The following is a 21,447-nucleotide window of genomic DNA, read 5'->3' on the forward strand; positions in this document are numbered from 1 at the left end:
GGAAAGGGCTCAGGAGCGGGTCACGTGGGGCGGGCCGGGCGGGTTGCCGGGCGGCCGTCGTGGGGGCGTTCCGCGGTCGAGCCGCAGAGGTCGCGGTTGAGGTCCTTGACCAGGTGGGCGAGGTCGGTGGGGCGGGTCGGGTCCCACCAGTCGCCGAGCAGCTCCGCGAGGGACTCCTCGCGGGCCAGGGCCAGGCGGTCGGCGACCACGCGGCCCTCGTCGGTCAGGACGAGGTCCAGGCCCTCGCGGAGGGCGAGGCGCCGCTCCTCGACCTGGCGGGCCGCCTCCATGATCACGGTCAGCGGCACGGCGCTGCGCTCGGCGAGCACGGCCGGCTCGGAGCGGCCGTACCTCCTGATCCGCAGCAGCAGCCAGCTCGCGGCGGGGAGGAGGTCGTAGCCGGCCCGCTCGGTGATCGTGCGGTAGATCTCGCGGCGGCCCTCCCGGGTGCCGAGCACGGACAGCGCCCGGCACACCTCGTCGTACGACGAACGCTGCACCGGGTTGCTGGCGAGGGTCTCGGTGACGTCCGGTGCCGTGACGGAGCCGCGCAGCCGGTCCTCCTTGAGGAACCAGGCCAGGACGAACCCGAGGAGGGCGACCGGAGCGGCGTACAGGAAGACGTCGGTGATGGCCGAGGCGTAGGCGTCGAGGGCCGGTGGCCTGAGCGCGGCGGGCAGGGCGGCGATGCCGCGCGGGTCCGCCTCCAGGGCGTCCACCGAGACGCCGGGCGGCAGCTGGGCGCCGCGGAAGGCGTCCACCAGCTTGTCGCCGAGGCGGCCCGCGAAGACCGTACCGAAGATCGCGACGCCGAAGGAGGCGCCGATGGAGCGGAAGAAGGTCGCGCCGGAGGTGGCGACGCCGAGATCCTCGTAGGAGACGGCGTTCTGCACGATCAGGACGAGGACCTGCATGACCAGGCCGAGGCCCAGGCCGAAGACGAAGAAGAAGCCGCTCATCTCGGCGGTGGAGCTGTGCGCGTCGAGCTGGTGCAGCAGGAGCAGGCCGAGCGTGGTGACGGCGGTGCCGGCGACCGGGAACACCTTCCAGCGGCCGGTGCGGCTGACGATCTGCCCGGACAGCGTCGACGACAGCAGCAGACCGAACACCATCGGCAGCATGTGCACGCCCGACATGGTCGGGCTCACGCCCTGGACGACCTGGAGGAAGGTCGGCAGGTAGGTCATCGCGCCGAACATCGCGAAGCCGACGATGAAGCTGATCACGGCGGAGAGGGTGAAGGTGCGGATCCGGAACAGCTTGAGCGGGAGGACCGGCTCGGCGGCCCGCCGTTCCACGGCCACGAACGCGACGGCGAGGACGACGCCGAGGACCGCGAGGACGATGATCTGGGGCGAGGCCCAGGCCCAGGTGGTACCGCCGAGGGAGGCCACGAGGACCAGGCAGGTGGCGACGGAGGCGATGAGGAAGGTGCCGAGGTAGTCGATGACGTGCCGCTCGGACTTGCGGGGGATCCGCAGCACCGTGGCGATCACGGCGAGCGCGACGACGCCGATCGGGAGGTTGACGTAGAACACCCAGCGCCAGCTGAGGTGCTCGGTGAAGAGCCCGCCGAGGAGCGGGCCGAGGACGCTGGTCGCGCCGAAGACGGCACCGAACAGGCCCTGGTAGCGGCCGCGGTCGCGCGGCGGGACGAGATCCCCCACGATCGCCATGGACAGCACCATCAGCCCGCCGCCGCCCAGTCCTTGAAGTGCCCTGAACCCGATCAGCTGCGGCATGTTCTGTGCCATGCCGCACAGCGCGGAGCCGATGAGAAAAATCACGATCGCGATCTGGAACAGCGTCTTTCGGCCGTACTGGTCTCCGAGCTTGCCCCACAGCGGGGTCGCCGCGGTCGAGGCGAGCAGGTACGCGGTGACCACCCAGGACAGGTGGTCCAGGCCGCCGAGCTCGCTGACGATCGTGGGCAGGGCCGTCGACACGATCGTCTGGTCGAGGGCGGCGAGCAGCATCCCGAGCAGCAGCGCGCCGATCGAGACGAGGACGTTTCCGGGGACGTGCGCGTCCCTCGCCTCTCCTGTGTCTCCCACAGTCTCCGTCTTAGCGCGCGCGTCGTCGGCCATGAAGACCTCCCGGGGTCTCGGTCCAGGTTCCATCGTGGTCGGTGTGACCAGTTATGGCCTGTCGAGTCCTGTCGGAACCCGGGATTCCGGGGGCGTGCGGCGGAAGCTGTGGAGAAGATCTGCATAATCTCTGGAGTTCGCGAGGGGAGTCGCGGAGCCCGAGAGGAGGGGACGAACACATGAGCGAGCCTGTAAACCGGCCGACCGCACACCTGTGCCCGGAGTGCGGCACACCCAGAGCCGCCGACAACAGCCCCTCCTGCGACTGCACCCGCCGCGCCTCCGACGCCCTCCAGGCCACCCGCACCACGGAAGCGGCAGCGGCGGAGGACTTCGATCCGCTCCGGATCCGGCCTTACGTGGACCTACCGGCCGGGGCCGGCCAGACCGCTCCGGAGGCCGCGTACGACCACATGGACTCCGGGGGCGAGAACGGCCACCTCGACGCCGGGGGCGAGTCCGACCACCCTGACGTGGAGCGAGGGGGTGCTCGGGCCGGCCTGAAGCCCGACGGCGAACGTCCCGGTCCGAGGCCCGGGGGCCTTGGGGATCCCGGCGCGCCCGGCGACTCCGGCGCGCCCCGCAGGTCCGGCTTACCTCGCAGGTCCGGTGCGTCTGGCAGCTCCGGCATGTCCGGCGGCCCCAGCGTGTCCGGCCGCCTCAGCGAACCCAGTGGCCCCGGAGTACCCGGCAACTCTGGCCTGCCCGACGGCCCCAAGGTGCCCGGCGCACCCGGTGGGCCCGGTGGGCCCGGTGTGGCGGATGTTCCGCACGCCGAGGCCACCATGTCGCTGCGGGCCGTCGCCTCCGAGGTGCCGGTCGGCCGATCGGGTGGGTCTTCTGGGGCGACGGGAGCCCCGTCGGCTGACGCGTCCCGCACCGCGCCCCCGACCGCACCGCCCACCGCGAACGCCACCGCCCCGCTGCCGCGCATGGGCGCCGACACCGGAACGCCCGCCACGGCCCCGGCACAGCCACGCCCCGGCGACGACGCGGAGCGCACCGTCGCGCTTCCGCGCGCGGAGAGCGCCCCCGGGTCGTACGCCACGGGCGCGACCACGCGCACGCCCACGGCACGGCCACGCCCCGGATTCGACACGGACCCCACCACGGCGATCCCACGCCCCGGCGCCGCCATGACGCGCCCTCACGCCACACAGGCGCACCCCCGCGCCAACACCACCACGCTGCCGCGCATGGACGCCACCGCCCCGTTACCCACCGTCGACGCGACCGCCGCACAGCGCCGTCCAGGTGCCGGCCCGGCGGTCGTGGCGGCCGACCGTCACGAGCTGAGCGGGTTCGAGACGGCGGTGGAAGAAGGGGACGAGCCGCACACCCGACGGCGCCGCAGGGCTCTGCTCGGGGTCGGCGGAGCCGTCGTCGCGGTCGTCGCGGCGGCCGGGCTGGCGAGTGGGCTGTTGGCGTACGAGTCGCCGTCGCGGGACGGGGCGCCGCCGAAGGACGTACGGGCGGCCGTGCCGGAGGTGTCGGAGAGCGTGACGGACGGGTCCCCGGCCCCGGAGACCGCGTCCGCGCCCCCGACGTCCGCGCCGCCGCCCCCGACGGCCGACGCGAGCCCCTCCCCCTCCGCGTCGCCCTCCCCGTCCGCGTCCAGCGCCTCGCCGAGCCCGTCCAGGTCGGTGGAGCCGACGCCGGCCCCGACGAGTTCGGCGGCCGGTGCCGAGGCGGGCGCCGGTGCGGCGGCGAGTGACGCGGGCCGCCAGAACGGTCCCGTGCTGCGCCCCGGCGACAAGGGCCCCGAGGTGGCCGAACTCCAGCAGCGCCTGAGCCAACTGCGCCTCTACGACGACGAGATCGACGGCGAGTTCACCAGCGAGGTCGAGAAAGCCCTGCGCACCTACCAGGGGGCCCGCAACGTCGGCACGGACAACCTCGGGGTGTACGACCAGGAGACCCGCACCGCGCTGGAGGCGGAGACCACGGAACCGTAGGCGACAGCTCAGGAGGCGGGCGGTTCGATCTCCCCCGCGAAGACGATGAGCTGGTCGATGAGGCTGCGCCGCAGATGGACGACGTCCGTGCCCGCCAGGCGGGGGCCGCCGTCCGGTGTGGTGAAGACCCACTGGTAGCGGGCCCACTCGTCGGGCATGTCCACCGCCGAGCAGCGCACCATCGTGCCGGTCCCCGCCGGATGGCGCCGGATGTCCAGCACGAACCGCTCGACCGCCTCGATCCCCTCGCTGCGGCCCAACGGCCCCCAGAAGACCACGTCAGAGGTCAGCGCCTGGGAGAGGAGCGCGGTCACATAGCCGTCGTCGGAGGCGTTGAACGCGGAGATGAACGTGTCGATCGCGGACCGCGCGGTCTCTTCCTGCATGCACCAGTAATACCAGCCGCCCACCAGAACGCACCGGTACGCCCCGACGGTTGACCGAGCGCCGGCTCAGATGGACACCCCGCCCACCGATGGACACCCCGCCCACCGACGTGCGGCCCGCTAACCGATGTGCAGCCTGATCGTCCCGTCCCCCGCGTCCTCCACCCGTACCTCCGTCAGGTCCGTCACGACCACGTCAGGCCCATGGACCCCGGCACGCGGACCGACGCCCACCACCCGCATCCCCGCGGCGCGTCCCGCGGCGATGCCCGCGCCGGAGTCCTCGAAGACCACGCAGTCGGCGGGGGCGACGCCCAGTTCGGCGGCGCCCTTGAGGAAGCCCTCGGGGTCGGGCTTGCTGGCGCCGACGGATTCGGCGGTGATCCGGACCTCGGGCAGGCCGAGCCCCGCGGCGGCCATCCGCGCGGTGGACAGCGGGACGTCGGCGGAGGTCACCAGGGCGTGCGGCAGGCCGTGCAGGGAGGCGAGGAACTCGGCGGCGCCCGGGACCGTGACGACGCCGTCCATGTCGGCGGTCTCCTCGGCGAGCATCCGCGCGTTGTCGGCGTGGTTCTGCTCCATGGGGCGGTCGGGCAGCAGCAGGGCCATGGAGGCGTGCCCCTGGCGGCCGTGGACGACCTTCATGACCTCGTCCGGGTCCAGCCCGTGCCGCTCGGACCAGCGCCGCCAGCAGCGCTCGACGACGGCGTCGGAGTTGACGAGCGTGCCGTCCATGTCGAGCAGGAGGGCGCGGGCGGTGAGCACGGCGGTGGCCGTCATCGGCAGCTCCAAGACCAGGGGCGTAGGGGTGGGCCCGGGGGAACAAGGTGGCCCCGCCCGCCGGTCAGGGAAAACAGGCGGGAACCACTTTGTTCCCCCACGGTACAAAACCGGACCCCCTTTGCGCCACCGTCTCCCGAAACAGTTCACTCACCGTTCAGGTCGACCGGCCGGGCCGGAGGCCCTCGCCACGCCGAGGACCGCCTCCGGGCCGCCCGGCCCCGCCTCACCCGGCCACCGCCTCCCACAGACTCCACACCCCGAGGCCCAGCATCAACAGCGCCGCGACCTTGGTGATGAGCTTGAGCGGCACCCGCTTCATCAGGGCCTTCCCGCCCACGATCCCGAGCCCGGCCACCGCCCACAGCGCCAGCACCGCGCCGAGCCCGACGGAGAGCGGATCGTCGTAGCGGGCCGCGAGGTTCGCCGTCATGATCTGGGTCAGATCACCGAACTCGGCGACCAGGATGAGCATGAACCCGGATCCGGCGACCTTCCAGAAGGACTGGTTCTCGGGCCGGCGGACCTCCTCCTCGTCCTCGTCCTTCTTCATGAGCAGCACGGCCGCGCCGCCCAGGAACAGCACGCCGGTGACGGCGTGCACGATCTGCTGCGGCAGCAGCGTCAGCACGCTGCCCGCCGCCACGGCGAGCGCGACATGCAGCGCGAAGGCGGCGGCGACGCCGGCGAAGACGTAGGAGGCGCGGTAGCGGGTGCCGAGGACGAGGCCGGCGAGGGCGGTCTTGTCCGGCAGCTCGGCGAGGAAGACGACGCCGAAGACGAGCGCCGTCACGGTGATACTGATCAAGGTTCCTCAATCGGTCGGGGACTGCCCCACCGAGAGTGCTGAGCCTTCGAAAAAGACACCTCGGCAGGGCAGCACACGGTCAGTGCACTGCTTGCCGAAGGTCTCGCTGGCCGACCCACGTCACGCGGGCCCGCCTCCGGGCGCCGGCTCAGACGAGCTGAGCAGTATGTCGACGGTCCGGCGAAGAGCTACTCCCCTTCAACTCCGACCATCGTACGTGATCGTTTCGCCGTAAACCTTGTCGCGAACCTTATCGTGTCATGTACACGTCACTAGTTTCTTACCGAACGCACATCTCACCGCAACGCGACACGGCGAGCATTCTCACGCTCGCGCTCCAACACCCCCGCCCTCGAAGGAGTTCGCATGCCGAAGTTCTACGCGCGTCGACGGCTCAGCATACTCGCCGCCTTCACCGGTCTCATAGCCTCGGTCGGGCTTTTCAACGGCCCGACCGCCTCCGCCGCCCTGCCCACGCCGGTCAGCGCCGCCACCGCCCGTACCTACCTCGCCTCGCTCACCGTGGCGACCGAGGACCGCACCGGCTACAACCGTGATCTCTTCCCCCACTGGATCACCCAGTCCGGCGCCTGCAACACCCGTGAGGTCGTCCTCAAGCGCGACGGCACGAACGTCGTCCAGGACTCCGCCTGCGCGGCCACCAGCGGCTCCTGGTACTCCGTCTACGACGGCGCCACCTGGACCGCCGCCTCCGACGTCGACATCGACCACCTCGTGCCGCTGGCCGAGGCCTGGGACTCCGGCGCAGACGCCTGGACCACCGCCCGCCGCCAGTCCTTCGCCAACGACCTGACCCGCCCGCAGCTCATCGCGGTCACGGACAACGTCAACCAGGCCAAGGGCGACCAGGACCCCGCCACCTGGATGCCGTCGGTCACCTCCTACCGCTGCACCTACGTCCGCGCCTGGGTGCAGGTGAAGTACTACTACGACCTCACCGTCGACTCGGCCGAGAAGAGCGCGCTGACGAGCTACCTCAGCAACTGCTGAGCCGCGGCAGCGATTCCTGAGCCGCATCAGCAACCGCTGGGCGGCCTGACCAAGTCGTGATCTCCCGGAACCTCCCCGCTGACCTCCGTCGTTCCGTACCGTACGGGGCGACGGAGGACCGATGAAGGCGGGCGATGAGGTGGCGGGACTGCGGCTGGGACCACTGCTGAGGTATGCCGACGGCTCGTCCGCGACCGTATGGGTCGAGGCGAGCCGTCCGTGCGCCGCCGAGGTGCGGTGCGCGGACGGCTCCGGCGGCGAGACGCGCACCTTCCAGGTGGAGGGCCACCACTACGCCCTGGTCCCGGTGACCGGGCTGACCCCGGGCACCTCGCAGCCGTACGAGGTGTTCCTCGACGGCACCCGCGTGTGGCCGCTGCCCGACTCGCCGTTCCCGCCGTCCGTCATCCACACCCGCGCCGAGGGGGACGCCGTCCGGGTCGCCTTCGGCTCCTGCCGCTGGGCCGCCCCGCCGGCCGGTGAGCCGGACCCGGTCGGCCCCGACGCCCTGGACACCCTGGCGGCCCGGATCGCGGCCGACCCGGAGGGCGAACGGCCGGACGTGCTGCTGCTGTTGGGCGACCAGGTGTACGCCGACGAGACCTCGCCCGCGACCCGCCGCTGGCTGGCCGCCCGCCGCGACCTGAGCGACCCGCCGGGCAACGAGGTCGCGGACTACGAGGAGTACACCCACCTCTACTACGAGTCCTGGCTCGACCCCGAGGTGCGCTGGCTGCTGTCCACCGTGCCCAGTTGCATGATTTTCGACGACCACGACGTAGTTGATGATTGGAACACCTCCGCCGCCTGGGTCGAGGACATGCGGGCCACCGGCTGGTGGCAGCAGCGGGTGCTCAGCGGCCTGATGTCGTACTGGGTCCACCAGCACCTGGGGAACCTCTCCCCCGCGTCCCTGGCCGCCGACCCGCTCTACGCCGCCGTACAGGAGACGCCGGACGGCACCGACGTGCTGCGCGCCTTCGCCGCCGAGGCCGACGTCGACCCCGCCTCGGTGCGCTGGAGCTACCGGCGCGACTTCGGCCGCGTCCGGCTGCTGATGGTGGACACCCGGGCGGCCCGCGTCCTGGACGAGCAGAGCCGCGCGATGCTCGACCCGGGTGAGGCCAAGTGGCTGCGCGAACAGGCGCTGGAGGAGCCCGGTTCCTACGACCATCTCCTCATCGGCACCTCCCTGCCCTGGCTGCTGCCGAACCTGGTGCACGACGCCGAGGCGTGGAACGCGGCCCTGTGCCGGGGCGAGAAGGGCGCCCGCTGGGCCCGGTTCGGGGAGGATCTGCGACGCCGGGCCGACCTGGAGCACTGGGCGGCCTTCCCGGCGTCCTTCGAGGCGCTGGCGTCGCTCATCGCCGAGGCGGGGTCGGGCCCGCAGGCGCCGGCGACGATCCTGGTGCTGTCCGGGGACGTGCACCACGCGTACGTGGCCGAGCCGGAGTGGCGGACGCGTTCGACGGCACCGGACGCCCGCGTCTACCAGCTGACCTGCTCCCCCGTCCACAACTCCATCCCGCTGTCGATAAGGCTCGGCTTCCGCTTCGGCTGGAGCGGGGTGGCCCGCGCCCTCGGGCGGCGCTTCAGCGCGCACGGCGACTGCTCGCCGCCGCCGGTCGACTGGCGCCGGACAGGCGGTCCATGGTTCGGCAACCAGCTCATGACACTGACCCTGCGCGGGCGTTCGGCGCTGCTGCGACTGGACCAGGCGAAGGAGCGGAAGGGCGCCAGGCCGCATCTGGTGAAGGTCGCCGAGTCCGAACTTGCCCGCTGATCACCCTGTTACGACCGTTTGTTGCGCCCGTGGCACGGGATGCTCGTGAGGCATCCCACAGTCCGGTGCCCCCGGGCTCGGCACCCTCCCCTCCCGACGGCATGATGAGGCGGACCGTCCGCTTCCGGGGCAGGCCCGGGGACGGCGAGCCGCCCCCACGCACCCCCATGCCCGGGAGTAAGACCCTTGCCCGTACCGCCCCCGGCCCCTGTGCCCGTCGCCGTCGCCCTGGTCGGCGCCGGGCCGCGCGGCACCGGCGTCCTGGAACGCCTCTGCGCCTCCGCGCCCGACCTCCTGCCGCCCGGCGCCCGCCTGACGGTCCACGTCGTCGACCCGGCGCCGCCCGGACCCGGCCGGGTCTGGCGCACCGCACAGTCGGCCGAGCTGCTGATGAACACCGTCGCCTCGCAGGTGACCCTGTTCACCGATGACAGCGTGGACTGCTCGGGACCGGTCCGGCCCGGCCCCAGCCTCCACGAGTGGGCGGGCGGCACGCTGAGCCCGGACGCGTATCCGACGCGTGCCGAGTACGGCCGGTATCTGGAGTGGGTGTTCGCGCGGACCGTGCGCGAGGCGCCGCCGGGGGTGCGCGTCGAGACGCACGCGGCGCGCGCGGTACGGCTCGACGACGACCCCGACGACCCCGGCGGCCCCGACCGCCCCGAGGGCCCCGGCGGCCTCCAGACGCTCACCCTCGACGACGGCCGCGTCTTGTCCGGACTGTCCGCCGTGGTCCTCGCGCAGGGTCATCTGCCCGTGGTGCCCGACCCGCCCCTGCGGCGGCTCGCCGCCCACGCGGAGCGGCACGGGCTGCGCCATGTGCCGCCCGCCAACCCCGCCGACGTCGACCTGTCCGCCGTAGCGCCGGGGGAACCGGTGCTGTTGCGCGGGCTGGGGCTCAACTTCTTCGACCACATGGCCCTGTTGACGACCGGCCGCGGCGGACGCTTCGTCTCCGCCGCCCAGGGCCTGCGGTACATACCCTCCGGCCGTGAGCCGCGGCTGTACGCCGGTTCGCGGCGCGGGGTCCCGTACCAGGCGCGCGGCGACAACGCGAAAGGGCCCTACGGCCGTCACTTCCCTCGCGTCCTCACCGACGACGTGATCGCCCGCTTCCGCAAGCGCGCCGACAACGGCGAGGCGCCCGACTTCCTCACGGAGATATGGCCGCTGGTGGCGAAGGAGGTGGAGACGGTCTACTACGAAGTCCTCCTGGGCGCACCGGACTTCGCGGACCGCTTCCTGGCCACCGCGCACGGCGGTCCCGAAGAGGCCGCCGTACTGGACGAGTTCGGGGTGACGCGGACCGGGCGCTGGTCCTGGGAGCGGATCTCCCGGCCGTACGCCGGACAGGTCTTCCCGGATCCGGCCGCCTGGCGGGACTGGCTGCTCGCGCACCTGCGCGAGGACGCGACCCAGGCGGCCCTCGGCAATGTCGCCGGGCCTCTGAAAGCGGCCCTGGACGTGCTGCGCGACCTGCGCAACGAACTGCGGCGGATCGTCGACCACGGCGGGCTGGCCGGCGCCTCCCGGCGGGACCATCTGGACCGCTGGTACACCCCGCTCAACGCCTTTTTGTCCATCGGCCCGCCCCGGCGGCGCGTCGAGGAGCTGGCCGCGCTGGTGGAGGCCGGTGTGGTGGAGGTGCTCGGGCCGCGCCTGGAGGTCTCGGAGACGGCGGGGGCGTGGGTGGCGCGCTCCCCCGAGGTGCCGGGGTCCGCCGTACGCGTGACGACTCTCGTGGAGGCGCGTCTGCCGGAGCCGGATCTGCGGCGGACGGCCGACGCGCTGCTCGGCGGGCTGCTGGAGCGGGGGCAGTGCCGACCGCACACGGTCGACGGGTACGAAACGGGCGGACTGGACGTGACGGGGCGGCCTTATCACCTGAAAGACCGTCAAGGCCGGGCACATCCGCGGCGGTTCGCCTTCGGGGTGCCGACGGAGGGAGTGCACTGGGTGACCGCGGCGGGGGCCCGGCCCGGTGTGGATTCGGTCATGCTTTCGGACGCCGATGCGGTGGCGAGAGCCGTTCTACGTGCGGTTACCTCAGAGGCTGGTGAGCAAAGGGTGGCGAATCCGTGGCCGAATGTTGAACTTGAAAGCGTTACTTAGGGCAACCTAACGTGGGTTACTCATCGGTTTCGTCCCCGCCCGGCCCGTATTCCGGGCCGGCCCGACCGAAGGAGTACCCCCCACATGACTGGACGTCTCAACAGCGCCCAGCCCTATGTGCTCGGCCTTTTCCGCATCGTGGTCGGACTGCTCTTCGCCTGCCACGGCGCCGCCTCGCTCTTCGGCCTCCTCGGAGGCGCCGACGGCAACGGCGGCACGGTCGAGACCGGCACCTGGCCCGGCTGGTACGCCGCCGTGATCGAGCTCGTCGGCGGCACCCTCGTCCTGCTCGGCCTGGGCACCCGGGCCGCCGCGTTCATCTGCTCGGGCGCAATGGCCTACGCCTACTTCAAGGTGCACCAGCCGACCGGCCTGTGGCCGAAGGAGAACAGCGGCGAGGGCGCCGCGATGTTCTGCTGGGCCTTCCTGCTGCTGGTCTTCACCGGCTCCGGCGCGTTCGGCCTGGACCGGCTGTTCGCCAGGCGCTCCGCCCCGGCGGGCGAGCGGTCCCCGCAGCACACACCGGTGACCGCCTGACCCGTACGGCCACGACAGGCGGCGCCCGTCCCCACCCGCTCACCCGGGGGCGGGCGCCGTCCCGTGTCACGCGGTGCCGGCGACCCAGCCGAACGGCACGGTGAAGCAGGCGACCCGGGCCCCCTTGCTCCCCGGCTCGTCGTGGAGCACGACGGAGGAGGCCTCACCCCGCCGGAAGCCCCAGGAGTGGTGGGCCCGCGCGGTGCCCGAGCCGTGGCCGTCGGCGGTGAAGTCGAGCCAGACCTCGTTCTCGGCGGTGACGTGGTGCGGGTCCGCCGACGGCTCGTGCTGGTAGTGGCCGCCCGCGGCGGCCGGGTCGGCCGCGCAGGGCTTCTGGTGCACATGGACGCCGTAGCTGTGCCCGGGCCGCAGGCCCTTCGTCCGCAGTCCGACGGTCGTCGCGCCGCCCAGGCCCGTGCGCTGGGCCACCTCGATCCACGCGCCCGCCGGGACCAGCTCCCTGTCGTACGTCACCGCCGCCGAGGGCACGAAGGCCTCCGGCGGCGCGAACCTGGCGTCCGTCCGCATCCGGTAGCCGTGGGAGTCAGGGGGGTCATGGGGGTCATGGGCACCGCCGCCCGCGAGTACGGCCGCCGCGACGGCTGCGGCGCCCATGGATATTCCAGCCAGCATGATCAGCACCGTTCCTGAGGTCGTGGTTCCCGAGGTCGTGGGGAGGAGCGGGCCGGGGTGGCTCGCCCCCGTTCCGTGCTACGGGACATCCGCCCCCGCCGCCCTCCGGAGCACTGCAGCCGGGTGAACACGCTGTGCCGAAGACACGAGCCCCCGGTGAATGCGCTGTCATACCCCAGGCGTACGCTGTATGGCTGTTATGGGCCGCTCCCTGCCGCACCCCCGCGACATCGCGGCAGCGCAGTGCGGACCAGCCACGGGGGACGACGGGGAGTCGCGGTGTTCGAGAGTGTGGGGGCGTTGATCGGCAGCCCATGGATCTACGCCATGGTCGCGCTGTCGGTGCTCCTCGACGTGTTCCTGCCGGTGCTGCCGAGCGGCGTCCTGGTCATCACGGCCGCGACGGCGGCGGCCGCGGGATCCGGCGCGGCGACCGGCCAGGTGCCGCACGAAGTACCCGACATCCTGGCCCTCATCCTCTGCGCGACCACCGCGTCCGTGCTGGGCGACCTGGTGGCCTACCGGCTGGCCTGGCGCGGCGGCGAGCGCCTGGACCGCGCGATCGCCCGCTCCCGGCGGCTGCGCACCGCGCAGGAACGTCTCGGCGAGGCCCTCGCGCGCGGTGGCGGCCCCCTCGTCGTCCTCGCCCGCTTCGCCCCCGCCGGCCGCTCGGTCGTCTCCCTCGGCGCCGGCGCCGCGCATCACCGCGCCCGCGACTTCCTCCCCTGGTCCGCCCTCGCCGGCCTCTCCTGGGCCGCGTACAGCGTCGCCCTCGGCTACTTCGGCGCGCACTGGCTGGGCACGTCCTGGTTGGCGACGGGGGTGTCCGTGCTGGCGTTGTTCGGGGCGGGGGCGGGGGCGGCGTATGTCATGCGACGGCGCCCGGAGGCGACGCAAGGGGTACGGGCGTAGAAGGTACGTCTGCGGCTGCGGGCCGGTGGGGGCGGCGTAGGGGGTACGTGTACGGCTGCGGGCCAGTGGGGGCGGCGTAGGGGGTACGTGTACGGCTGCGGGCCGGTGGGGGCTGGTCGCGCAGTTCCCCTCGCCCCTAGGTTGGACCGGTCACCGTTGCTCGCCTGCTCCGCTGCCTCTGCCGTAGCTGCGGGCAATCGTGCCGCTGGGGCGGCACGGGTGGGCGCAGCGGCACCCCGCAAGCGCCGGTGAGCGACACACCCCCCCCGGCACCAGCACCCCGCACCGATCAACCGGCCTTCCTGGCGGACGCCCCCCGCACTTCCAGCCCCGCCAGCAGTTCAGCCGTCGCCTCGGCGATCACGTCGACCGCGTGGTCGAAGACCTCCTGGTTGTGCGCGGCGGGGGCCCGGAAGCCGGAGACCTTGCGGACGTACTGGAGCGCGGCGGCACGGATCTCGTCCTCCGTCGCCTCCTCGGGCAGGACAGGTGGACGAAGCGTCTTGATACTGCGGCACATGCCCCCAGTCTCGCCCCTCGGACCACCACCTGTCCTCCAAAAGGGCCGCCTGCGATGATCGCCGGGACCGACAAGAGGGGAACCCGCATCATGGCGTACGACGAACTCACCGTGGCCGTCCTGGGCCCGGGCGGCACCGGCGGCCTGCTCGCCGCGCTGTTGTCCCGCTCCGGCCACCGGGTGATCTGCCTGGCCGGCGAGAACACGGCCGAGACGCTCCGCAAGGACGGCATCCGGATCCACAGCGCCAAGTTCGGCGACTTCACCGCACCGGTCGAGGCGGACACCGAACTCCGCGAACCGGTCGACGCGTTGGTGATCGCCGTCAAGCACACCTCCCTGGCCGCCGCGCTGGACCGCGTCCCGCCCACCACCCTCGGCGACGCCGTCGTCGTACCGCTCCTGAACGGCGTGGAGCACCCGGCGACGCTGCGCGCCCGCTACCGCCCGGACCGCGTGGCCCCCACCGTCATCCGCGTGGAGTCGACCCGCGTGGCGCCGGGCGTGATCGAGCACGGCAGCCCCTTCGCGGAGATCGACCTCGCGGGCGACGACGTCCCCCGCGACCGCCTCGACGCGCTGGCGGAGGCGCTCACGGCGGCCGGCCCGACCACCCGCGTGCTGCCCGACGAGACGGCGTCCCTGTGGGCGAAGATGTCGTTCCTGGCCCCCTTCGCGCTGCTGACCACGCGCCACGGCCTCCCCCTGGGCGAGGTCCGCACGCGCCACCGCGAGGAACTGACGGCCCTGGTGGAGGAGACCGCCGCCGTCAGCGCCGCGTCCGGCGGCCCGGCCGACCCGGCCCAGGCGCTGGCCCGCTACGACGCCTTCCCGGCGGCCACCAAGTCCTCGATGCAGCGGGACGCGGAGGCGGGCCGCCCGCTCGAACTGGACGCGATCGGCGGCGCGTTGCTGCGGGCGGCCGAGCGGCACGGCGTCGAGGCGCCCGTGACGGCCCGTGTCGTACGGGAGTTGAGGGAGGCCGGGCACTGACCACGGCCCACCGGACAGCGTAGGGTCGCGGCCGTTTTGCCGGAACGGCAACAACGGTCGCGGCGGTCGCGCCCCGCGTCGCAGGATCGCCGTACGAGTCGTGGCACCACCGTCGCGACACCCCCGTACGGAGGAGAGGACGCATGCCGCACCCGGCCCCTCGGCCCACCGATGTCACCCGCCGCCTGATCCCCGGCCCCGCGGGCCGCGTCCACCTGGTGGAGCAGGGGTCCGGGCCACTGGTCCTGCTGGTGCACGGCTTCCCGGAGTCCTGGTACTCCTGGCGCCGCCAGCTGCCCGCCCTGGCCGCCGCCGGGTACCGCGCGGTCGCCGTGGACCTGCGCGGATACGGGCGCTCCTCGAAGCCGGAGGCGGTGGAGGCGTACCGGCTGTCGGAGCTGGTGGCGGACCAGGTCGCCGTCGTGGAGGCACTGGGCGGGGCCCCCGCGGTGGTCGTCGGACACGACTGGGGCGCGACCGTCGCCGCGCACTGCGCGCTGCTGCGGCCCGAGGTGTTCCGCGCGGTCGGCCTGCTCAGCGTCCCCTACACCCCGCCCGGCGGACCGCGCCCCAGCGAGGTCTTCGCCCAACTGGGCGGCGGGACCGAGGAGTTCTACGTCTCCTACTTCCAGGAGCCCGGCCGGGCGGAGCGCGAGATCGAGCCCGACGTACGCGGCTGGCTCGCCGGTTTCTACGCCGCCCTGTCCGCCGACACCCTGCCCGCCCCCGGCGCCCCCGACCCGCACTTCGTGAGCCCCGGCGGCACCCTGCGCGACCGCTTCCCCGCCGCCGACCGCCGCCCGGCCTGGCTGGGCGAGGCCGAACTCGACGTCTACGCCGGGGAGTTCGAGCGCACGGGACTCACCGGCGCGCTCAACCGCTACCGCGCCATGGACCTCGACTGGAAGGACCTCGCCGACCGGGCCGGCGCCCCCGTCACCCAGCCCTCCCTGTTCCTCGGCGGCTCCCTCGACGCCTCCACGACCTGGCTGGCCGACGCGATCGAGGCCTTCCCCACCACCCTCCCCGGGCTGCGCTCCTCCCACGTCCTCGAAGGCTGCGGCCACTGGATCCAGCAGGAGCGGCCGGAGGAGGTCAACCGGCGTCTCGTGGAGTGGCTGGACTCCCTGAACTGACCGGCCGGCGCGGGAGGTCGAGCCGCATCAGGACACGCGGGTGCCCGGCCAGCACGGAGGTGGTGTCGGCGGCGTGGGTGAACCCGGCGCGTTCGAAGTTCCGGCGGATCCCGGCGTACGCCATGGTCAGGTCGACCCTGGCGTCGCCGTTGTCGAGGGGGTACGCCTCGATCGCCGGGGCGCCGTGGGCGCGGGCGAACTCGACGGCGCCGGCGATCAGGGCGTGCGAGATGCCCTGCTTGCGGTGACCGGGGCGGACCCGGACGCACCACAGCGACCACACCGGCAGATCGTCGACGTGCGGGATCCTGCGGCTGCGGGCGAAGGACGTGTCCGCGCGGGGCGCCACGGCCGCCCAGCCGACCGGCTCGTCACCGTCGTAGGCGATCACCCCCGGAGGGGGCTCGGTGCGGCACAGTTCGGCGACGTACTCGCCCCGGGCGGGCCCGCGCAGCTCGTCGTTGAGCCGGGAGGGGATCCGATAGCTCAGGCACCAGCAGACGTTGGCCCCCGGCGACTTCGGGCCGAGCAGCGTACGGACGTCCTCGAAGACCGCAGCGGGGCGCACCTCGATGGTCATGACGCCACGATGCCACGACGGACACCGGGGACGACACGCGAAGCGGACACGTACTGACCTAATTCCCTGCGACGGTCGTCCTGTTGCCGGACACGCCTCGTGCCGGCCGCATGGACGACCGGAAGGATCAGACCATCGTGACTGCCACCACCTCGCCCCAGCCCCCCTCTCAGCTCTCCTCCCAGTCCCCTTCCCAGTCCTCGCCCCAGCCCGCCCTCGCGCCGCACGGCGAGCACGCCGACCTGCTCGCCGCCCTCGCGACCGCCCGGGCCGCCGTCACGCGCACGGTGACCGGGCTCGACGACGAGAAGGCGGGCGAGCGTCCGACGGTCAGCGCGCTGTGCCTGGGCGGGCTGATCAAACACGTCACGTCCATGGAGGAGAGCTGGCTGCGCTTCGTGGTCGAGGGCCCGTCGGCGCTCAGCTACGACCTGCCCGACGGCGTCACCTGGGCCGACATCACCTCCGGCACCGCCCGCGAGATCCCGCAGTGGCTGATCGACCACCAGCGCGGCTTCCGGATGGAGCCCGGCGAGACACTGGCCGACGTCCTGAAGCGGTACGAGGAGGTCGCCGCCCGCACCGAGGAGGTCGTCGCCTCCCTCCCCGACCTGTCGGCGACCCACCAGGTGCCCGCGGCGCCCTGGGGCAGCCCGGCCAGGGTGTACACCGTGCGCCGGGTCCTGACCCACGTCCTCCACGAGACCGCCCAGCACGCCGGGCACGCGGACATCCTGCGCGAGTCGCTCGACGGGAAGACCGCCACGTGACCGTGCTCGGCCCCCGGGCGCTCAACCGCGCCACGCTCGCCCGGCAGTTGCTGCTCGACCGCGCCGACCTGCCCGCCCTGGACGCCGTCGCCCACCTCGGCGGCCTCCAGGCACAGGAACCGCAGGAGCCGTTCGTCGGACTCTGGTCCCGGCTGCGCGGCTTCGAACCCGCGGCCCTGTCGGACCTGCTGACCGGGCGGCGCGTGGTGCGCACCCACCTCATGCGCCGCACCGTCCACCTCGTCACCGCCGACGACGCCCTCGCCTGGCGGGCCCGCCACGACGCCATGCTGCGCCAACGGGTCCTCGGGGTCTACCGCCGCGAGTTCGAGGGCGTGGACCTCGACGCCCTCGCCGCGGCGGGCCGGGCCGTGCTGTCCGACGGCGAGCCCCGCACGATGACGGAACTCACCCGGGCGCTCACCGACCGACCGTCCGGGCCGACCCTGCGGGCCCTCGGCGAGATGCTGGTCTCCGCCCTCGTCCCGATGGCGCAGCTGCCGCCACGCGGCCTGTGGCGCACGAAGGCGGGGGTACGCAACCTCCCCCTGTCCACCTGGCTGGGCCGCGAGATCGACCCGCTGCCGGAAAAGGACGGCGACGGTTCCGATCCCGTGGGCCGGGCCCTCGTCCGGCGCTACCTGGCCGCGTTCGGCCCGGCCGCCTCGGCCGATCTGCGCGCCTGGTGCGGCCTCGCCGGTCTGCCGGCGGCGGTCGCCGCGCTGCGGGACGAGCTGATCACCTTCCGCGACGAGCGCGGCCGGGAACTGCTCGACCTCCCCGACGCACCGCGCCCCGATCCCGACACCCCCGCCCCGGTACGGTTCCTGCCCGCCTTCGACAACGCCCTCCTCGGCTACGACGACCGCGGCCGGATCGTCGACGACGCCCACCGCGGCCTCTCGGTCGCCGGCGCCCGCGTCGTTCTCCTCGACGGCCGCGTCGCCGCCACCTGGACGGTCGAGTCGGACACCGTGACGGTCACTCCCCTGCGCCCCTTCTCCCGCACCGACCGCACCACCGTCGCCGAGGAGGGCCGGGAACTGGCGGAGTTCCTCACCGACGGTGACAGTGACCGCGTACGGATCACCGCGTCTCCCCGCTGAGGACGGAAGGACGGCGGGAGGACAGCGGGAGAACGGGCACCGGAACGGCGGAAAACGGCTGTCGCTCGGCCGGGCGCAGCGCCTAAGTTGCCGCAGGGGCGGGAGGTACGACCACCCGCCCCACCGCGCACGCGACCGGAGCCGGAGAGAGAAACAGATGCCGACTGGACTCATCGCACTGGCCGTCGGCGGTTTCGGCATCGGCCTCACCGAATTCCTGATCGCGGGCCTGCTGCCGCAGGTGGCGTCGAGCTTCGGAGTGTCCGAGGCGGCCGCGGGCGGGCTGATCTCCGGGTACGCGCTCAGCGTCGCGGTCGGTGCGATCGCGCTGACCGCGGCGACGGCACGGCTGCCGCGGAAGCAGGTCCTGGTCGGCCTGGTGGTCCTGTTCGTCCTCGGCAACCTGCTGAACGCGATCGCGACGAACTACCCGGTGATGATGCTCGGCCGGATCGTCGCGGCGCTGTGCCACGGCTCGTTCTTCGGCATCGGCTCCCTGGTCGCACGCGGCCTGGTCGCACCGGAGAAGAAGTCCCGCGCGGTGGCCGTCATGTTCGCCGGCCTCACCGTCGCCAACGTGCTGGGCGTCCCCTTCGGCGCCCTGGTCGGCGAACGCTGGGGCTGGCGCGCCGCCTTCTGGGCGGTCACCGCCATCGGCGTGGTCGCTCTGGCGGGCATCATCGCCCTAGTCCCCGGGACCGCGGGCGAGACGGCACCGGACCACCGGGGCGGACCACTCCCTCCCCACACCCTCCGGGCCCAGATCAGCGCCTTCCGCTCCACCCAGGTCTGGCTGACCCTGACGGCCACCGCCCTCAGCTACGGCGGCATGTTCGGCGCCTTCAGCTACCTCGCCTACACCTTCACCGAGGTCAGCGGCTTCTCCTCGGCCGACGTCGCCTGGCTGCTCATGGTCTACGGCGTCGGCCTGGTCGTGGGCAACCTGATCGGCGGACGAGCGGCCGACCACGACCGTGACCGCGCCCTGCTCCTCGCCCTGACCGGCCTCACCCTCACCCTGGCAGCCTTCGGACTGCTGGCCGGCAACGCCACGGCGTCGGTGATCCTGGTGTTCCTCATGGGCGTCTTCGGCTTCGCCAGTGTGCCCGGCATGATCACCCGCGTCACCGACGCCGCCCACGGCGCGGCCCTCGCCGCCAGCGCCAACGTCTCCGCCTCCAACATCGGCAACGCCCTGGGCGCCTGGGCCGGCGGCCTGGCCATCACCGCCGGCCTCGGCTACACCGCCCCCCTCTACGTCGGTGCCCTCATCGTCCTCGCCTCGGTCGCCGTCATGGCCGTAGCCGCGAAGGGGGCCGGCCCGAAGGAACACCAACCCTCCCCGGTGTCCGCGGAGGCATGACCAGCGTGCTGCTCCTGGCCCTGACGATGGCACCGTTCCTCGCGCCCTGCGTGGTCGTGATCACCGCCGCGGTCCTCGCCCGACGGGGCTACGCACGACCGCCGGGCACCTGGCGACGCCTGCCGGGCGCCGGCACCTGCGTACTGATCGCCGTCATGTCCGGCGCGGCGGCGTTCGGCGCGTACGCGTGGGGAGTGATGTCGGGGTTCTACGTCCTGGACCCGGACCAGCTGTGCGCGTCACGCGGTGCGCCCGGCGACCACATCGTGACCCGGGCGTCGCTGCCGGTCAGCGTCCAATGCGTCACCTCGGACGGCACGGGCACGGAACTGGTCCCGGACTGGGTGAACCCCGTGATCTTCACCGGCCTCACCCTGTTCGCGCTCTCCCTGGTGATCGCGACCGCCTCCGGAGTACGAGGGCGGCGCACCCCGTTCGCATGAACCCCTCGAAGTGACTCGCCACCCAAAATCGAACAGGCGTAGCATTGCCGCCGTGGCTAAGACCTATGACTTTCCAGGGGACCTCCTTGCCGGTCAGGAGGAGCTGCATCAGGTCCGGGCCGAGCTGTCGGCCTTGCTGAAGCGGCTCCCCTGGTCCGTCGAGCCGCTGGACGGCTTCAGCGACGACAACGGCTGGCGCAAGGTGGAACGCCCCGCCTCCCCCGGCTGGACGGCCGACGAACAGGCCGAGGTGGAGAAGCTCCGACAGCGCGAACACGAACTCGCCGTCTTCGTCAGCGGCCACCGCTTCTGGACGGAGGTCGCCACCACGGACCGCGTGGACGCCCGCATGAACCTCAAACACGCCCAGCCCCCACCCCCACCCACCTGACCGCCCCAACACAACGGCCCCCCGGAGCACACTCCGAGGGGCCGACAACCGGTGGGCGCGGACGGTTTCGAACCGCCGACATCCTGCTTGTAAGGCAGGCGCTCTACCCCTGAGCTACGCACCCGAGACGAGTCGACAGCCTACATCGCCCGGGGCACTGCCCCGCAAACCCGTTCGTGGCGACGGTCCGTGACGACCAGGTGCGGGGCGGCTCCGGGGGTTATCCCCACCCCCGATCCGGGAGCGCTCCGGATCCCCCCGTGCCGTCGGGATCCGTACGGTCGAGGTGCGTCATCGAGGCGTCCACGTCGTTCCAGGGGGAGATCATCATGGCCCGTACCGTTCCCGCGCGTGCCGTCGCGGCTGTTGGGGTCGTCGCGGTTCTGGTGGGGGGTGGCACCGCGTGTGGGGTGTCCGCCGGGGACGACAAGGATCCTGAGGAGCGGTCGTTCGCGCTTCAGGGGAGGACGCTGACCGTCGACTCGGACGACTCGGCGCTGGAGATCGTCGCCTCGGGGGACGGTCCGGAGGGGAAGGTCAGGGTGACCCGGTGGTTCCAGGGCACGGTGGCGGTGGGGAAGGACCCGAAGGTGACCTGGTCGTTCGAGGGGGACCGGCTGAAGCTGCGGATGACGTGCTCGGGGGTGGTCGTGGACTGCTCGGCCAAGCACCGGATCGAGGTGCCGCACGGTGTCGCGGTGAAGGTCGAGGACGGGGAGGGCAGTGTGCGGGCGCGGGGTTTCAAGGATCCGCTGGACATCCGTACCGGTGACGGGTCCGTGCGGGTCACCGACACCTCGGGGCCGCTGAGTGTGCGTACCGGTGACGGGTCCGTGCGGGCGGACGTGTCCTCGCGGCAGGTGCGGGCCCGCACGCATGACGGCTCGGTACGCCTCGAACTCCGTGCCGTTCCGGACCTGGTGGAGTCCCGCAGCGGTGACGGTTCGGTGACCATCGACCTGCCGAAGGCGACGTACCGGGTGACCACGAGGACGGGTGACGGCGGGGTGGACGTGTCGGTGCCGCGGGCCGACTCCAGCCCGCATGTCGTGAACGCCCGGACGGGCGACGGCAAAGTCACGGTCCGAACCGCGAACTGACCGGCCCGTGTGTTCGTCCTAAACCGGTGGGAGAATGGACC

The 21,447-nt window shown here is 72.8% G+C and carries 21 protein-coding genes and 1 tRNA gene; 14 read left to right on the plus strand and 8 right to left on the minus strand.

Annotated elements, in window-relative coordinates; genetic code table 11:
• Nucleotides 1-20 precede the first annotated feature (20 nt).
• Complete coding sequence (locus K4B79_RS15185; protein ID WP_232027106.1) at nucleotides 21-2,087, minus strand: MDR family MFS transporter; 2,067 nt, start codon at nucleotides 2,085-2,087, stop codon at nucleotides 21-23.
• Between the two features lie 755 nt (nucleotides 2,088-2,842).
• Here K4B79_RS15185 and K4B79_RS48275 point away from each other — a divergent pair.
• Complete coding sequence (locus K4B79_RS48275; RefSeq protein WP_232027107.1) at nucleotides 2,843-4,042, plus strand: peptidoglycan-binding domain-containing protein; 1,200 nt, start codon at nucleotides 2,843-2,845, stop codon at nucleotides 4,040-4,042.
• 8 nt (nucleotides 4,043-4,050) lie between these two features.
• Here K4B79_RS48275 and K4B79_RS15195 read toward each other — a convergent pair whose 3' ends face one another.
• The 3 genes from K4B79_RS15195 to K4B79_RS15205 form a co-directional block, all read right to left on the minus strand.
• The gene (locus K4B79_RS15195; protein ID WP_232027108.1) at nucleotides 4,051-4,428 is read right to left on the minus strand and encodes a nuclear transport factor 2 family protein; all 378 of its coding nucleotides are present in this window, start codon (nucleotides 4,426-4,428) and stop codon (nucleotides 4,051-4,053) included.
• A gap of 120 nt (nucleotides 4,429-4,548) precedes the next feature.
• Entirely contained in the window at nucleotides 4,549-5,208 is a 660-nt protein-coding gene (locus K4B79_RS15200) for an HAD-IA family hydrolase (protein ID WP_232027109.1), read from the minus strand.
• 226 nt (nucleotides 5,209-5,434) lie between these two features.
• On the minus strand, nucleotides 5,435-6,016 hold the full coding sequence (locus tag K4B79_RS15205; protein WP_232027110.1) for a TMEM165/GDT1 family protein: 582 nt from the start codon (nucleotides 6,014-6,016) through the stop codon (nucleotides 5,435-5,437).
• Between the two features lie 366 nt (nucleotides 6,017-6,382).
• Here K4B79_RS15205 and K4B79_RS15210 point away from each other — a divergent pair, with 366 nt between their 5' ends.
• From K4B79_RS15210 to K4B79_RS15225, 4 genes are all read left to right on the plus strand, one after another.
• On the plus strand, nucleotides 6,383-7,027 hold the full coding sequence (locus K4B79_RS15210) for an HNH endonuclease family protein (protein ID WP_232027111.1): 645 nt from the start codon (nucleotides 6,383-6,385) through the stop codon (nucleotides 7,025-7,027).
• A gap of 139 nt (nucleotides 7,028-7,166) precedes the next feature.
• On the plus strand, nucleotides 7,167-8,810 hold the full coding sequence (locus K4B79_RS15215; RefSeq protein ID WP_232027581.1) for an alkaline phosphatase D family protein: 1,644 nt from the start codon (nucleotides 7,167-7,169) through the stop codon (nucleotides 8,808-8,810).
• Between the two features lie 186 nt (nucleotides 8,811-8,996).
• Nucleotides 8,997-10,922, plus strand: coding sequence for an FAD/NAD(P)-binding protein (locus K4B79_RS15220; RefSeq protein WP_232027112.1), 1,926 nt, complete (start codon nucleotides 8,997-8,999; stop codon nucleotides 10,920-10,922).
• A gap of 84 nt (nucleotides 10,923-11,006) precedes the next feature.
• Complete coding sequence (locus K4B79_RS15225; protein ID WP_232027113.1) at nucleotides 11,007-11,459, plus strand: DoxX family protein; 453 nt, start codon at nucleotides 11,007-11,009, stop codon at nucleotides 11,457-11,459.
• A gap of 66 nt (nucleotides 11,460-11,525) precedes the next feature.
• Here K4B79_RS15225 and K4B79_RS15230 read toward each other — a convergent pair whose 3' ends face one another.
• Entirely contained in the window at nucleotides 11,526-12,092 is a 567-nt protein-coding gene (locus K4B79_RS15230) for a superoxide dismutase family protein (protein WP_232027114.1), read from the minus strand.
• 279 nt (nucleotides 12,093-12,371) lie between these two features.
• Here K4B79_RS15230 and K4B79_RS15235 point away from each other — a divergent pair, with 279 nt between their 5' ends.
• Entirely contained in the window at nucleotides 12,372-13,004 is a 633-nt protein-coding gene (locus tag K4B79_RS15235; RefSeq protein WP_232027115.1) for a DedA family protein, read from the plus strand.
• Between the two features lie 289 nt (nucleotides 13,005-13,293).
• Here the strand turns inward: K4B79_RS15235 and K4B79_RS15240 are convergent, their stop codons facing one another.
• Nucleotides 13,294-13,524: a DUF2277 domain-containing protein gene (locus tag K4B79_RS15240; RefSeq protein WP_232027116.1), complete on the minus strand. Its 231-nt coding sequence runs from the start codon at nucleotides 13,522-13,524 to the stop codon at nucleotides 13,294-13,296.
• A 90-nt stretch (nucleotides 13,525-13,614) separates the two neighbouring features.
• Between K4B79_RS15240 and K4B79_RS15245 the strand changes: the two genes are divergently transcribed.
• Nucleotides 13,615-14,517: a ketopantoate reductase family protein gene (locus tag K4B79_RS15245; protein ID WP_232027582.1), complete on the plus strand. Its 903-nt coding sequence runs from the start codon at nucleotides 13,615-13,617 to the stop codon at nucleotides 14,515-14,517.
• Between the two features lie 143 nt (nucleotides 14,518-14,660).
• Nucleotides 14,661-15,653, plus strand: a complete 993-nt coding sequence (locus tag K4B79_RS15250; RefSeq protein ID WP_232027117.1) for an alpha/beta fold hydrolase — start codon at nucleotides 14,661-14,663, stop codon at nucleotides 15,651-15,653.
• Here the strand turns inward: K4B79_RS15250 and K4B79_RS15255 are convergent.
• The gene (locus K4B79_RS15255; protein ID WP_232027118.1) at nucleotides 15,613-16,233 is read right to left on the minus strand and encodes a GNAT family N-acetyltransferase; all 621 of its coding nucleotides are present in this window, start codon (nucleotides 16,231-16,233) and stop codon (nucleotides 15,613-15,615) included. The two genes, K4B79_RS15250 and K4B79_RS15255, sit on opposite strands and share 41 nt — an antisense overlap.
• Before the next feature lie 134 nt (nucleotides 16,234-16,367).
• Between K4B79_RS15255 and K4B79_RS15260 the strand changes: the two genes are divergently transcribed.
• The 5 genes from K4B79_RS15260 to K4B79_RS15280 all read left to right on the plus strand — a co-directional run bounded on the left by K4B79_RS15260 (nucleotide 16,368) and on the right by K4B79_RS15280 (nucleotide 20,306).
• Nucleotides 16,368-17,003: a DinB family protein gene (locus K4B79_RS15260; RefSeq protein WP_374208482.1), complete on the plus strand. Its 636-nt coding sequence runs from the start codon at nucleotides 16,368-16,370 to the stop codon at nucleotides 17,001-17,003.
• Nucleotides 17,000-18,109, plus strand: coding sequence for a winged helix DNA-binding domain-containing protein (locus K4B79_RS15265; protein ID WP_232027119.1), 1,110 nt, complete (start codon nucleotides 17,000-17,002; stop codon nucleotides 18,107-18,109). Before K4B79_RS15260 ends, K4B79_RS15265 begins: the two co-directional genes overlap by 4 nt.
• Nucleotides 18,110-18,266: 157 nt before the next feature.
• Nucleotides 18,267-19,472: an MFS transporter gene (locus K4B79_RS15270; RefSeq protein ID WP_232027120.1), complete on the plus strand. Its 1,206-nt coding sequence runs from the start codon at nucleotides 18,267-18,269 to the stop codon at nucleotides 19,470-19,472.
• Complete coding sequence (locus tag K4B79_RS15275) at nucleotides 19,469-19,915, plus strand: hypothetical protein (protein ID WP_232027121.1); 447 nt, start codon at nucleotides 19,469-19,471, stop codon at nucleotides 19,913-19,915. Before K4B79_RS15270 ends, K4B79_RS15275 begins: the two co-directional genes overlap by 4 nt.
• 52 nt (nucleotides 19,916-19,967) lie before the next feature.
• A complete protein-coding gene (locus tag K4B79_RS15280) occupies nucleotides 19,968-20,306 on the plus strand; it encodes a hypothetical protein (protein ID WP_232027122.1) in 339 nt (112 codons plus the stop codon).
• A gap of 52 nt (nucleotides 20,307-20,358) precedes the next feature.
• Here the strand turns inward: K4B79_RS15280 and K4B79_RS15285 are convergent.
• Nucleotides 20,359-20,430: transfer RNA gene (locus tag K4B79_RS15285), tRNA-Val, on the minus strand.
• Nucleotides 20,431-20,635: 205 nt separating this feature from the next.
• Here K4B79_RS15285 and K4B79_RS15290 point away from each other — a divergent pair.
• Entirely contained in the window at nucleotides 20,636-21,406 is a 771-nt protein-coding gene (locus tag K4B79_RS15290) for a DUF4097 family beta strand repeat-containing protein (RefSeq protein WP_232027123.1), read from the plus strand.
• The last annotated feature ends 41 nt before the right edge of the window (nucleotides 21,407-21,447 follow it).

The organism is Streptomyces lincolnensis, assembly GCF_021173675.1.
GTDB classification, from domain to species: domain Bacteria; phylum Actinomycetota; class Actinomycetes; order Streptomycetales; family Streptomycetaceae; genus Streptomyces; species Streptomyces lincolnensis_B.

Bases quoted from the DNA above. Each gene is read 5' to 3' on its own strand.
- K4B79_RS15275 (WP_232027121.1), top strand. From the start codon at position 19,469: ATGACCAGCGTGCTGCTCCTGGCCCTGACGATGGCACCGTTCCTCGCG.
- K4B79_RS15290 (WP_232027123.1), top strand. From the start codon at position 20,636: ATGGCCCGTACCGTTCCCGCGCGTGCCGTCGCGGCTGTTGGGGTCGTC.
- K4B79_RS15210 (WP_232027111.1), top strand. From the start codon at position 6,383: ATGCCGAAGTTCTACGCGCGTCGACGGCTCAGCATACTCGCCGCCTTC.
- K4B79_RS15230 (WP_232027114.1), bottom strand. From the start codon at position 12,092: ATGCTGGCTGGAATATCCATGGGCGCCGCAGCCGTCGCGGCGGCCGTA.
- K4B79_RS15270 (WP_232027120.1), top strand. From the start codon at position 18,267: ATGCCGACTGGACTCATCGCACTGGCCGTCGGCGGTTTCGGCATCGGC.
- K4B79_RS15240 (WP_232027116.1), bottom strand. From the start codon at position 13,524: ATGTGCCGCAGTATCAAGACGCTTCGTCCACCTGTCCTGCCCGAGGAG.
- K4B79_RS15250 (WP_232027117.1), top strand. From the start codon at position 14,661: ATGCCGCACCCGGCCCCTCGGCCCACCGATGTCACCCGCCGCCTGATC.
- K4B79_RS15255 (WP_232027118.1), bottom strand. From the start codon at position 16,233: ATGACCATCGAGGTGCGCCCCGCTGCGGTCTTCGAGGACGTCCGTACG.
- K4B79_RS15200 (WP_232027109.1), bottom strand. From the start codon at position 5,208: ATGACGGCCACCGCCGTGCTCACCGCCCGCGCCCTCCTGCTCGACATG.
- K4B79_RS15245 (WP_232027582.1), top strand. From the start codon at position 13,615: ATGGCGTACGACGAACTCACCGTGGCCGTCCTGGGCCCGGGCGGCACC.
- K4B79_RS15195 (WP_232027108.1), bottom strand. From the start codon at position 4,428: ATGCAGGAAGAGACCGCGCGGTCCGCGATCGACACGTTCATCTCCGCG.
- K4B79_RS15225 (WP_232027113.1), top strand. From the start codon at position 11,007: ATGACTGGACGTCTCAACAGCGCCCAGCCCTATGTGCTCGGCCTTTTC.
- K4B79_RS15185 (WP_232027106.1), bottom strand. From the start codon at position 2,087: ATGGCCGACGACGCGCGCGCTAAGACGGAGACTGTGGGAGACACAGGA.